At 63.8% G+C, this 12,804-nt stretch carries 10 protein-coding genes; 6 read left to right on the top strand and 4 right to left on the bottom strand.

Going from position 1 to position 12,804, the window contains the following annotated elements; translation table 11 throughout:
* Positions 1-7: 7 nt before the first annotated feature.
* Together ycaC (CAG18_RS18410) and CAG18_RS18405 are read right to left on the bottom strand one after the other, a co-directional pair.
* Positions 8-634 carry an isochorismate family cysteine hydrolase YcaC gene (gene ycaC, locus CAG18_RS18410; RefSeq protein WP_004375560.1) on the bottom strand — a complete coding sequence of 209 codons (627 nt, stop codon included), beginning with the start codon at positions 632-634 and terminating at the stop codon, positions 8-10.
* Positions 635-707: 73 nt separating this feature from the next.
* A complete protein-coding gene (locus CAG18_RS18405) occupies positions 708-1,070 on the bottom strand; it encodes a helix-turn-helix domain-containing protein (protein WP_013974756.1) in 363 nt (120 codons plus the stop codon).
* A gap of 180 nt (positions 1,071-1,250) precedes the next feature.
* Between CAG18_RS18405 and CAG18_RS18400 the strand changes: the two genes are divergently transcribed.
* The 3 genes from CAG18_RS18400 to CAG18_RS18390 all read left to right on the top strand — a co-directional run bounded on the left by CAG18_RS18400 (position 1,251) and on the right by CAG18_RS18390 (position 5,471).
* The gene (locus CAG18_RS18400) at positions 1,251-2,228 is read left to right on the top strand and encodes a GlxA family transcriptional regulator (protein ID WP_085721335.1); all 978 of its coding nucleotides are present in this window, start codon (positions 1,251-1,253) and stop codon (positions 2,226-2,228) included.
* A 439-nt stretch (positions 2,229-2,667) separates the two neighbouring features.
* Positions 2,668-4,455, top strand: a complete 1,788-nt coding sequence (locus tag CAG18_RS18395; protein ID WP_085721334.1) for a monovalent cation:proton antiporter-2 (CPA2) family protein — start codon at positions 2,668-2,670, stop codon at positions 4,453-4,455.
* Positions 4,456-5,177: 722 nt separating this feature from the next.
* A complete protein-coding gene (locus tag CAG18_RS18390; protein WP_015272306.1) occupies positions 5,178-5,471 on the top strand; it encodes a hypothetical protein in 294 nt (97 codons plus the stop codon).
* A 177-nt stretch (positions 5,472-5,648) separates the two neighbouring features.
* Here CAG18_RS18390 and ycaC (CAG18_RS18385) read toward each other — a convergent pair whose 3' ends face one another.
* Positions 5,649-6,278 (bottom strand): isochorismate family cysteine hydrolase YcaC, encoded by a 630-nt coding sequence (ycaC, locus tag CAG18_RS18385; protein ID WP_085621550.1) that lies wholly within the window; start codon positions 6,276-6,278, stop codon positions 5,649-5,651.
* Between the two features lie 280 nt (positions 6,279-6,558).
* Here ycaC (CAG18_RS18385) and CAG18_RS18380 point away from each other — a divergent pair, with 280 nt between their 5' ends.
* From CAG18_RS18380 to CAG18_RS18370, 3 genes are all read left to right on the top strand, one after another.
* Positions 6,559-7,470: a LysR substrate-binding domain-containing protein gene (locus CAG18_RS18380; protein WP_075046740.1), complete on the top strand. Its 912-nt coding sequence runs from the start codon at positions 6,559-6,561 to the stop codon at positions 7,468-7,470.
* 203 nt (positions 7,471-7,673) lie between these two features.
* Positions 7,674-8,936, top strand: coding sequence for an OprD family porin (locus tag CAG18_RS18375; protein ID WP_085721333.1), 1,263 nt, complete (start codon positions 7,674-7,676; stop codon positions 8,934-8,936).
* A 1-nt stretch (position 8,937) separates the two neighbouring features.
* Entirely contained in the window at positions 8,938-10,536 is a 1,599-nt protein-coding gene (locus CAG18_RS18370) for an MFS transporter (protein ID WP_085721332.1), read from the top strand.
* Between the two features lie 169 nt (positions 10,537-10,705).
* Here the strand turns inward: CAG18_RS18370 and CAG18_RS18365 are convergent, their stop codons facing one another.
* Positions 10,706-12,547, bottom strand: a complete 1,842-nt coding sequence (locus tag CAG18_RS18365) for an amidohydrolase (protein ID WP_015272310.1) — start codon at positions 12,545-12,547, stop codon at positions 10,706-10,708.
* Positions 12,548-12,804: the final 257 nt, after the last annotated feature.

Below are 12,804 nucleotides of genomic sequence, written 5' to 3'. Positions count from 1 at the left end.
GTTTACATCAACGGGCGCTCAGGGCCGCATAGCTGTTCATCAGGTTGCGGTAGTTGGGAATGCGCTGCGACAGCAGGTTACCCAGCCCTTCGATGTCATTGCGCCAGTCGCGGTGCAGCTCACAGGCCACCGAGAACCAGTTCATCATCTGTGCACCCGCCTGGGTCATGCGCACCCAGGCCGCCTGCTGCACGGTTTCGTTGAAGGTGCCCGAAGCATCGGTCACCACGAACACTTCAAAACCTTCCGCCAGCGCCGACAGGGTCGGGAACGCCACGCACACATCGGTCACCACGCCTGCGATGATCAGCTGCTTGCGACCAGTGGCCTTGATCGCCTTGACGAAGTCTTCGTTGTCCCAGGCGTTGATCTGGCCAGGGCGGGCAATGTACGGCGCATCCGGGAACATCTCTTTCAGCTCGGGCACCAGCGGGCCGTTCGGGCCTTGCTCGAAGCTGGTGGTGAGGATGGTCGGCAGGCCGAAGAACTTGGCCAGGTCGCCCAATGCCAGCACGTTGTTCTTGAACTCGTTGGGCGAGAAGTCCTGCACCAGCGAAATCAGGCCGGTCTGGTGGTCGACCAGCAGCACCACGGCGTCGTCTTTGTTCAGGCGCTTGTAATCGGGTTGGCTCATCGGGGTGACTCCTTGGGTTGGGAAAACGGGCCAGCACTGTCCACAAGGGGCTATACCGGCGGATAGGTTCGGCTTAAGGATGGGCCTGCGCCTGGCGCCAGGCCTTGGGCGGCTGGCCGACCAGGCGGCTGAAGGCGCGGGTGAAATGGGCCTGGTCGCAGAAGCCGCATTCCAGGCTCACGTGGGTGATCGGCGCCTCGGTGGCGAGCAGGCGCTTGGCCTTTTCCATGCGTGCCAGCAGGCGCCAGGCCTGGGGCGAGAGGCCGGTGTTGACCTTGAATGCGCGGGAGAAGTGGCTGCGGGTGAGGTTGCATAACCCGGCGATTTCGATGATCGACAACGGGCTGTGCAACATCAGTTCCTTGGCCCGGCGCAAGCGCGCCGGCGTCAGTGCGCCGGGGGTTTGCAGCGGCGCTTGGGGCGTCCCGGGGTGCATGGCGGCTCTCCTGTTCAATGCAGAAAGTCTCGCCCCCGGCACATGACAAAGTCCTGAGCCAAACCTGAATTGTTATTAATTGCGCGCTGCTGGCCCTGACGGTTTTGCCGATACCTTAAGATGCGTTTCGTATTCAGCTTCGGGCCGCTGGTGGCGGCCGGCATTTAAGGCATAAGAGCGATGCAGGAAAAAACCGCCCACCGCACCGTGGCCATGGTGTTGTTCAATGATGTGCTGTTGCTGGACGTGACCGGGCCCATGGACGCGTTTGCCATTGCTAACCGCTTCCTTCCTGCTGAGCGGAAGTACCGGCTGCTGACCCTGGCCGAAGGGCAGGCAGCGGTGCGCGGCTCCTGCGGGTTGAAAGTGGTAGCCGACCTGCGTCTGGAGGATTTGCCGGAAGCCGTCGACCTGTTGCTGGTGCCAGGCGGCCCGGGCGCCTATGACATCGCCCTGCCAGGCATCGAGCGCTGGCTGCCCCAGGCCGTGCGCCGGGCCAAACGCTTTGGTGCAATATGCACCGGGGTATTCCTGCTGGGCCGGGCCGGGCTGCTGGACGGCTATCGCTGCACCACCCACTGGAACTACGTGGAGCGCCTGGCACAAGCGTTCCCCGAGGCGAAGGTCGAGACCGAGCAGATCTACGTGATCGACCGTTGCCTGATTACCTCGGGCGGCATCACCGCAGGCATCGACCTGGCACTGGCAGTGGTGGCCGAGGACCACGGCAAGGCGCTGGCCCTGGAAGTGGCCAAGGTGCTGCTGGTCGCCCGCCATCGCCAGGGCGGGCAAACGCCTTACGGGCCACTGCTGGCGGCTGTACCGCGGGATGATTCGCCGATTGCACGGGTGCAGGCGTATATCGTCGACCATATCGAGCAAGCCTTCACTGTGCAGAAGATGGCCGACCTGGTGGCCATGAGCGGGCGCAACTTCGCCCGCACCTTTCAACGCGAGGTGGGCATCACGCCGCTGCAATACTTGCAGAACGCACGCATCGACCGCGCGCGCAAGCTGCTGGAAAGCAGCGACCTGCCATTGAAAGTGGTGGCGACGCAGTGCGGTTTTGGCAGTGACCGGCATTTGCGCAAGGTTTTCTGCGAGCGGATTGGCATGACGCCGGCGCAGTATCGGGCGCAGTTTGGTGGCGGTGAATAGTCAGATCTGCGCTGCCTTCTTCGCGGGCACGCCCGCTCCCACAGGGATAACAACGGCCTCAGGGGCAGTGTTGTACCTGTGGGAGATTACCCAGCCCTTTTGGGCTGCGCTGTCGCGCAGAGAACAAATATCGCTCGTCTGACGCGTCCTTTGTAGGAGCAGCCTTGTGCTGCGAAGAGGCCGGTACTGACAAAGCCTGTCTGTTGCTTGTACCGACCTCTTCGCAGCACAAGGCTGCTCCTACAGAACCTCGCCGAACCAATGAGTCATGTGTTGTTCTATGAGAGCGGGCGTGCCCGCGAAGAGGTCACCACAGGTTGTCACCTGTACCGGGACAATGTTTCTCCCCGATAGCAGATTGTCTGACTTCATCTCAACGCCCAGAATTGTCCGCCAAACTGATCTAACGCTGCCCCGGCAGCTCATGGAGTACGAGCCAATGCCACACGAAGGCAGCCTTCTGCAAACCGCGGTGATCTTTCTGCTTGCCGCTGTTCTCGCCGTCCCGCTGGCCAAGCGACTGAAACTGGGGGCCGTGCTCGGCTACCTGCTCGCCGGCGTGATCATCGGCCCGCAGGCGCTGGGCCTGATCCGCGATACCGAAAGCGTGGCGCACATTTCCGAGCTGGGCGTGGTCCTGCTGTTGTTCATCATCGGCCTCGAGCTGTCGCCCAAGCGCCTGTGGCTGATGCGCAAGTCCGTATTCGGCGTCGGCACCGCCCAGGTGCTGCTGACCGGTGCGCTGATCGGCGCCATCGCCCTGTTCGGCTTCAGCCAGACGCTACCGGCGGCCATCGTGCTCGGTCTGGGCCTGGCGCTGTCGTCCACCGCCCTTGGCCTGCAGAGCCTGGCCGAGAGCAAGCAGCTCAACGCCCCGCACGGCCGCCTGGCGTTCGCCATCCTGCTGTTCCAGGACATCGCCGCCATCCCACTGATCGCATTGGTTCCACTGCTGGCCGCCAGTGGCCCGGACACCAGCCACGGCGACAGCCTGGAGCATGGCCTGAAGGTATTCGCCAGCATCGCCGTGGTTATCGTCGGTGGCCGCTACCTGCTGCGCCCGGTGTTCCGCACCGTGGCCCGCACCGGCCTGCCGGAAGTGTCCACCGCCACCGCGCTGCTGGTTGTGATCGGCACGGCCTGGCTGATGGAAGAAGCCGGCATCTCCATGGCCCTGGGTGCCTTCCTCGCCGGCCTGCTGCTGGCCGACTCGGAATACCGCCACGAGCTGGAATCGCAGATCGAACCGTTCAAAGGCCTGCTGCTGGGGCTGTTCTTCATCAGCGTCGGCATGGGTGCCAACCTGCGCCTGCTGCTTGAAATGCCTTTGGTGGTGCTGGGCCTGACCCTGCTGCTGGTGGCCGTGAAGCTGGTACTGCTGATCGGCGTCGGGCGCCTGGCCGGTGGCCTGAACAGCGCCAGCGCCCTGCGCCTGGGCATGGTGCTGGCTGCCGGTGGCGAATTTGCCTTCGTGGTGTTCAAGCTGGGCAAGGACCAAGGCCTGTTCGACACCCAGACCTACGACCTGCTGCTGATGACCATCACCCTGTCGATGGCCATTACCCCGCTGCTGATGATTGGCTGCGCCCACGCCCTCAAGCGCCCGCAACCTGCGCGTGAGGTGCCGGAGCATTACAAGCAGATCCAGGCTGACACGCCACGGGTGGTGATCGTCGGCATGGGCCGCATGGGCCAGATCGTCGCGCGCATCCTGCGGGCACAGAAGATTCCGTTCATTGCCCTGGAAACCTCGGTGGACACCATCGAGATGACCCGTATGTTCGAACAGGTACCCGTGTTCTACGGCGACCCGCTTCGCCCCGAGGTGCTGCATGCCGCCAAGGTGGGCGAGGCGGAATACTTCATCATCACCATCGATGACCCGGAAGCTGCCATTCACACGGCGGAACGGGTGAAACGCCTGTACCCGCACCTGAAAGTGCTGGCCCGCGCGCGTAACCGCCAGCATGTGCACAAGTTGGCGGATGTCGGCGCCGAGCCGATTCGCGAGACGTTCTACTCCAGCCTGGAGATGACCCGCCGGGCATTGGTGGGGTTGGGGTTGAGCGAGGCGCAGGCGGCGGACCGGATTGCGCGGTTTACCCAGCATGACGAAGAGGTGCTGGTGGCCCAGGGGCAGGTGCGTGATGACCGGGCCAAGGTGATGCAGACGGCCAAGGAGGCCCGGGCGGAGTTGGAGCGGTTGTTTGATTCGGATGCGGATTGAGGATCTCGAGCGCATGACTGTAGAGATGCAGCGCCCTTGCGATCGAGCGCCGCCCGCGCGGCGCTTCGCGGGACAAGCCCGCTCCCACATTTGTTTCGGGCCAATTATTCCTGTGCCAGGTGGGTTGCAGCCTTGGTGTATGGCTGAAGATGAATGAAGAGCAATTGCGCCCCCTTCGATATCGAATGGAACAAACAAGGCGGACAGAGGTGACTTCACAGGAGTGACTGGCCCGAAACAGATGTGGGAGCGGGCTTGTCCCGCGAAGCGCCGCCCGCGCGGCGCTCGGTCTCATAGGCGCCAGAAATCTATCGCCAGGCACCTGGAGGCCATTCTGCAACCTCCCGACGGTCACCTCCCTGCCATTACGCGGATACCAAAAAACCATCAAAAAATCGTCCGTCTCTCAGCAAGGTCCTACCTCCTAGCGAACCATTTCCTACGTTAATGCTGACCCTGACGAATTATCCTACGCACCGTGTCGAAGCCCGTCTGATTGTCCGGGGAAAGCCTGCTCTCTAGGCTTGCCGGGTCGCTGTCGGTTCAGCGATCGGGTGTGGAAACCCGGCAGGTAAATCGGAATAGCTGTTGTCATGGCAGCTGCGCGCGGGAGGCCGAATGGCCTGCCGGGGTTCCGATAGCCTGGCTTTCCACCCCGCGTGCAGCCGCCACCCTTCGCGTGGAAACGGATGGTGCCGGCCAACCTCTATCGGAGTTTGGCTATGAAAAAAATTGTCCCCAATCCACCTCTTCCCGACACCAAAGAGCGCGCTTTCAGCCGCTGCGATGCCGGCCATCCACCTTTGTTTACAGTAAACCCGGGCGTCTCTGCCCACGACGCCCTGGTGCATGTCGCCCAGTACCTGCGCGGCGCCTACGACTGTGGCTACAAAGCCCTGGAACACCTGGATGAAACCGGCAAGAGCCTGTTCTGGAGCAACCTGAATGCGCTCGAAATGGCGGAAGGATTGGTTGAGGCATTGCTGGATGGGATTGAGTCGCAGCCCATGAATTGATGTTGTCCTTGCTGGCCTCTTCGCGGGTGAACCCGCTCCCACAAGGATCACCACAGGCGCTGAAACTGTGCAGTACCTGTGGGAGCGGGTTTACCCGCGAAAGGGCCAGCGCAGCAAACAAAAAAGGCCAGCTCCCTACAGAGGGAGCCGGCCTTTTTGCATTCAACTAACGGGCTGTTACTTACCCGCAGTCAACGCGCTGTAGCTGGTAATCAGGTTGCGATAATCCGGAATGTGGTTGGAGCACAGCGCCGCCAGCCCTTCGATGTCGTTGCGCCAGTCGCGGTGCAGCTCACAGGCCACGCCGAACCAGGTCATCATTTGCGCGCCGGCGCGGCTCATGCGGTCATGGGCAGCATCGCGGGTCATTTCGTTGAAGGTGCCGGAAGCATCGGTCACCACGAACACTTCGAACTCCTCTTCCAGGGCCGACAGCGCCGGGAACGCTACACAGACCTCAGTCACCACGCCAGCAATGATCAGCTGCTTCTTGCCGGTGGCCTTCACCGCCTTGACGAAGTCCTCGTTGTCCCAGGCGTTGATCTGGCCTGGGCGGGCGATGTACGGGGCGTCCGGGAACAGGGCTTTCAGCTCTGGTACCAGCGGGCCGTTGGGGCCTTGTTCGAAGCTGGTGGTGAGGATGGTCGGCAGGTTGAAGAACTTGGCCAGGTCGGCCAGGGCCAGCACGTTGTTCTTGAACTTGTCCGGCTCGATGTCACGGACCAGGGACAGCAGGCCAGCCTGGTGGTCGACCAGCAGGACAGCGGCATCGTCTTTGTTCAGGCGGTTGTAGGTGAATTTGCTCATGGTCTGTGCTCCTGAGGGTTATGAATTTTTCAGCATTCGGGGGTGTTTCGCGTTGATGGGCACAGATTAAAATCATCACCTTTGTGGCGGTAGATAGCAGAATTTGGCTTTAGCGTTCCGTTTTATGAACGATAGATTTGCAGGGGCTGTGCCGGCCTCTTCGCGGCTAAAGCCGCTCCCACAGGGATGGCGCCGGGCTTGAGCCCTGTGCAGTACCTGTGGGAGCGGCTTTAGCCGCGAAAGGGCCGGCACAGGCAACCAAGTACCTGGAGACCGATCATTGGAAGACCTCAACTCCCTCTACTACTTCACCCAGGTAGTCGAGCACGGTGGCTTCGCCCCGGCTGGCCGGGCGCTGGACATGCCCAAATCGAAGCTCAGCCGGCGCATCGCCGACCTCGAAGACCGCCTGGGCGTGCGTCTGCTGCATCGCACCAGTCGTCACTGCTCGCTCACCGAGATCGGCCAGGCCTACTACAACCGCTGCCTGGCCATGCGCGTGGAAGCCGAGGGTGCGGCAGAGATCATCGAGCGCAACCGCAGCGAGCCGCGCGGCCTGGTGCGTATCAGTTGCCCGACCACCCTGCTCAATTCCTGGGTCGGGCCGATGCTGACCCGCTACATGCTCAAGTACCCGCAGGTGGAGCTGTTCATCGAGAGCACCAACCGCCGCGTCGACCTGCTGCACGAGGGCTTCGACATCGCCCTGCGGGTGCGCTTTCCACCGCTGGAGAACACCGACATGGTGATGAAGGTATTGAGCAACAGTACCCAGTGCCTGGTCGGCCAGCCGCAGTACCTGGAGCAGTTGCCCAAGGGCTTCGACCCGCAGTTGCTCGGCACGCTGCCGAGCCTGCATTGGGGCAGCGCCCAGCGTGAGTACCAGTGGGAGCTGTTCCAAGGCGAAGACAGCAGCCGCAGCATCGTCATCCCGCACACACCGCGTATGGTGACGGACGACCTGTTCGCCCTGCGCCATTTCGTGGTGGCCGGGGTGGGTATTGCGCACCTGCCGCGGGTGGCGGTGCGTGAAGACCTGGCGGCGGGGCGGCTGGTGGAGTTGTTGCCGGAATGGCACCCGCGTTGCGGCATCGTGCATGCGATCTTCCCGTCACGGCGGGGGTTGCTGCCATCGGTGCGGGCGCTGATCGATCATCTGGCCGAAGAATTCGCCATCAGCGACATGGCTTGAGCCGGTTGCCGCCTGTGCCGGCCTCTTCGCGGGTAAACCCGCTCCCATAGGGTCACTACTAGCCTCAAGGTTTGTGCAGTATGTGTAGGAGCGGGTTCACCCGCGAAGAGGCCGGCACAGGCAAGACCAGCCAGAGCACACGCATACAAGACCCCTGGCCTATCCTTCCTCCACAGTCTCGGATCATCCCTCCCGGAGCCCCCATGATCCGCGCCACCCACGGACCAGGCCGCGCCCTGCTCGCCACCCTCGCCCTGTGCCCGGCGCTCAGCCAGGCCGAAGAGCCCGGCTGGTCGCTGCTCAGCCGCAACTACTTCCTGCACAGCGACTTCCGCTCGCCCTCCGGCAGTAGCCAGAACTACCGCCAGGAATGGGCCCAGGGCTTCATTGGCGAAATCCGCTCCGGCTTCACCGAGGGCACACTCGGCGTCGGCATCGATGCCCATGGTTTTCTCGGCCTCAAGCTGGACGGGGGCCGCGGCCATGCCGGCACCGGCCTGCTGCCGCGCGACAGCGATGGCCGCGCCGAGTCCGACTACTCCAGCGCCGGCGCCGCACTCAAGCTGCGGATGGGCAATACCCAACTGCGCTACGGCGAAATGACCGTGGAAACCCCGGTGTTCGACACCAGCGACAAACGCCTGCACCCGGAGTACGCCACCGGCTGGTTCCTGGACAACACCGACCTGCCCGACTGGCGCCTGCAGGCCGGGCACTTCACCGCCTTCAACAACCAGGACAACAGCTCCAGCCATGATGACTTCAGCGGCTACGGCGCCACCACCGACAACCGTGCCATCAGCCTGGCCGGTGCCGCGTTCGCACCCGACGGGCCATTCGGCGGCGCACTGTACGCAGGCCAGCTGGAGGACACCTGGCGCCAGGCCTACCTCAACCTGAACCTGGCCGAGGGCAACTGGCGCCTGGACGGCAACCTGTACAAGACCCACGACACCGGCAATGCCAGTGCCGGGGCAATCGACACCCTCGCCTACAGCCTGCTGGCCAGGTACTGCTTCGGCGCCCAGGCGCTGAGCCTGGCCTACCAGAAGGTCGAGGGCGATACCCCGTTCGACTTCGTCGGCGGCGACTCCATCTACCTGGCCAACTCGATCAAGTACGCCGACTTCAATGGCCCCGGCGAGCGCTCATGGCAACTGCGCTACGACCTCGACTTCGCCACCCTCGGCGCCCCCGGCCTGAGCCTGATGGGCCGCTACGTCAGCGGCCGTGGCATCGACGGCAGGCATGCCCCGGCAGGCGGCGTCTATGTGGGCCAGTACGGCGCCGGCGGCAAGCACTGGGAGCGCGACATCGACCTGAAATACGTGGTGCAGTCGGGCGCCGCCAAGGACCTGAGCCTGTCGTTTTCCCACGTCAGCCACCGCGCCAACCAGGCCCAGGCCGGCGATGACATCGACCGGATCTACCTGATCATCGAATACCCACTCAAAGGCAGCTTCTGACATGAGCACGACCCCTTCAGGCGCCTGGAGCCCATTGCGCAACGCCACCTTCCGCATGCTGTGGATCGCCACCATCGCTTCCAACATCGGCACCTGGATGCATGAGGTGGGCGCCGGCTGGCTGATGACCACGCTGTCGGCCAGCCCGTTGCACGTGGCCCTGATCCAGGTAGCCGGCTCGCTACCAATGTTCTTCCTCGCCCTGCCGGCCGGCGCGGCGGCGGATATCGTCGACAAGCGCCGCTACCTGTTGCTGGTGCAACTGTGGATGTCTTCGGTGGCCGTGGTGCTGGCGGCCCTGACCCTGCTCGGGCTGATGAACGTCACCCTGCTGCTGGTGCTTACCCTGGCGTTGGGCATCGGCACGGCACTGATGATGCCGGCCTGGAGCGCGCTGACACCGGAGCTGGTAGGCAAGGACGACCTGGCCAACGCGGTGGCGCTTTCCAGTGTCGGTATCAATGTGTCGCGCGCCATCGGCCCGGCTTTGGCGGGCGTGGTGGTGAGCATGGTAGGCCCGTGGTTGACCTTCGCCCTGAATGCCATCTCGTTCGCCGGGGTGATCCTGGTGCTGTTCCTGTGGAAGCGCGAGGTGAAGGAGCCGCTGCTGCCGGCCGAGCGCTTCGTCGGCGCCATGCGCACCGGGCTGCGTTTCGCGCGCAGTGCCAAACCCTTGCAGGCGGTGATATTGCGCGCCTTGGCATTCTTTTTCTGCGCCAGCGCGGGCACCTCGCTGCTGCCGTTGATCGTGCGTGGCGAGATGCATGGCACCGCCGCCGATTTCGGCCTGCTGCTGGCGGCCATCGGCATCGGCGCGGTGGCCGGCGCCACCTTGCTGCCACGCCTGCGCGAACGCATCAGCCGCGACCGCCTGGTGCTGCTCGCCAGCCTGCTGTATGCCCTGTTCCTGCTCGCCCTGGCGCTGGTGCGCAACTTCTATGTGCTGCTGCCGGCAATGCTGCTCAGCGGCGCGGCGTGGATTGCCGTGCTGTCCAACCTGCAGGTGGCGGCGCAGACCTCGGTGCCGGCCTGGGTACGGGCGCGTGCGCTGTCGGTGTACATCCTGATCTTCTTTGGTGCCATGGCCAGTGGCGGGTTGCTGTGGGGCACGCTGGCCAGCCATGCAACGATCACCTTGAGCCTGCTGCTGGCCGCAGGAGGCCTGGCACTGGGCACGCTGCTGACCTGCAAGGTGACGCTGCCGGAAACCGCAGCCGAGGAGCTGACGCCGTCACTGCATTGGCCGGTGCCGCTGCTGAGCGACGACATGGACAAGGAAAGCGGGCCGGTGATGGTCACCGTGGAATACCACATCGACCCGGCCAAGGCCGAGGCGTTCCAGCAGGCAGCGCGGGAGCTGGAGGCGATGCGCAAGCGCAATGGCGCGTTGTCGTGGGGGTTGATGCGCGACAGCGCGGACCCGGCGTTGTGGCTGGAGTTCTTCTTCGAGGAATCGTGGCTGGAGCATTTGCGGCATCACCACCGGGTTACCCGGGGTGAGCTGAAGATCGAGGCCAGGGTGCGGATGCTGCAGACCGATGGGGTGGAAGTGAAGATTCGGCATCTGTTGGCTGGAGCTGAGTACAAGGCTCACCATTGATGTTGGCCTTTCCGGCCTCTTCGCGGGCACGCCCGCTCCCACAGGTGCACCACAGCCCTCAGACTTTGTGCGATCCCTGTGGGAGCGGGCGAGCCCGCGAAGGGGCCAGCACTGAAGGAACAAAAAAGGGGGCCAATAACTGGCCCCCCTTTTTTCACATCAGCTCAGCTTAGAAAGCAAAGCACGAACAACCCAGCGCCCCCCAGAAGCCCTGGAAGTCATTCACCGGCACACTCGAATGCCGTGCCTTCTCATGGCTGTGCGCATGCACCCCGCAAGGCCCGACACACTGGTGCGCCACCGCTGCCAGCGACGGCGTGCCCACGCGCCAGTGGCCCGGCACCTTGGTCACCGGAGACCACTCCGGCAGCACCGGCACCTGGGGCGGGCCGAGCTTGTCGAATTCCGCCGCGCCATACACCACCTTGCCATCGACCACGGTCAGCACCGACTCGATGCCTTTGATCGCCTCTTCATCGACACTGAAGAAGTCCAGCGACAGCGCCGCCAGGTCAGCCAGCTGGCCCACCTTGATCTGGCCTTTCTTGCCCTGCTCGCTGGAGAACCAGGCGCTGCCCTGGGTGAACAGCTGCAGCGCAGTGTCACGGCTGAGGCCTTCCGGGTACAGCTCCATGCCACCGACGGTCTTGCCGCTGACCAGCCAGTACAGCGAGGTCCACGGGTTGTAGCTGGACACGCGGGTGGCGTCGGTACCGGCGCCCACCGGCACGCCCATGTCGAGCATGCGCTTGATCGGCGGGGTCTGCTCGGCAGCCTTGGCTCCGTAGCGGTCGACGAAATACTCACCCTGGAAGGCCATGCGGTCCTGGATCGCGATACCGCCGCCCAGCGCACGCACACGCTCGATGTTCTGCGGGGTGATGGTTTCGGCATGGTCGAAGAACCACGGCAGGCCATTGAACGGGATGTCCCGGTTGACCTTCTCGAACACGTCGAGCATGCGCGTGATCGATTCGTTGTAGGTGGCATGCAGGCGGAACGGCCAGCGCTGCTCGACCAGGTGGCGCACCACCGGCTCCAGCTCTTGTTCCATGGTTTGCGGCAGGTCCGGGCGCGGTTCGAGGAAGTCCTCGAAGTCGGCGGCGGAAAACACCAGCATCTCGCCGGCGCCATTGTGGCGCAGGAAGTCGGTACCGCTGTGCAGCTTCACGCTGGAGGTCCACTTGCGGAAGTCGTCCAGCTCTTCCTTGGGCTTCTGGGTGAACAGGTTGTAGGCAATGCGCACGGTCAGCTGGTTGTTGTCGGCCAGCTCCTGGATCACCTGATAGTCGTCCGGGTAGTTCTGGTAGCCACCACCGGCATCGATGGCACTGGTCAGGCCCAGGCGGTTGAGCTCGCGCATGAACTGGCGGGTGGAGTTGACCTGGTATTCCAGCGGCAGCTTCGGCCCCTTGGCCAGGGTGGCGTAGAGGATCATCGCGTTGGGGCGGGCGATGAGCATGCCGGTCGGGTTGCCGAACTTGTCACGCTGGATCTCGCCGCCCGGCGGGTTGGGCGTGTCCTTGGTGTAGCCGACTGCCTTGAGCGCGGCGCGGTTGAGCAGTGCGCGGTCATACAGGTGCAGCAGGAATACCGGGGTGTCAGGTGCGGCCTGGTTGATTTCCTCCAGGGTGGGCATGCGTTTTTCGGCGAACTGGAACTCGTTCCAGCCGCCGACCACACGCACCCACTGCGGGGTCGGCGTGCGCGCGGCCTGGTCCTTGAGCATGCGCAGGGCATCGGCCACCGAAGGCACGCCTTCCCAGCGCAGCTCCAGGTTGTAGTTCAGGCCACCACGGATCAGGTGCAGGTGCGAGTCGTTCAGGCCAGGGATGACCGTACGCTGCTTGAGGTCGATGATCTGCGTGGTGGCGCCCTTGTGGGCCATGGCTTCGGCGTCGTTGCCCACGGCGATGAAACGGCCATCCTTGATGGCGACGGCGGTCGCGGTGGGCTTTTCACGATCAACGGTGTGCAGTTTGCCGTTGAACAGAATCAGATCGGCGGTCATGGAACCTCCTTGGGTGGATGCGTGAGCGGAACCGGCGGAACCGGTAAAGGGCAATGCGGACCAGAGCGCGCCAGCGGCACCGAGCACGGTACTGGTGGCGAGGAACTGGCGACGGGTCTTGTCGTTGCGGTCCTGGGACATGGGGTTCTCCGTCTGGTGCGGCAGCGGGCAGGCGCAACTGCGGAGCATGCCGGTTGGTGTAGGGGCAAGGCTTGGATGGATGTGCGGTGGGTGGTTGAAGGTTAGCCCTGTTCAGC

The sequence above is a fragment of the Pseudomonas sp. B22(2017) genome, from assembly GCF_002113105.1.
Lineage (GTDB): Bacteria > Pseudomonadota > Gammaproteobacteria > Pseudomonadales > Pseudomonadaceae > Aquipseudomonas > Aquipseudomonas asiatica.
This window is presented reverse-complemented; position numbering and strand designations above follow the sequence as displayed.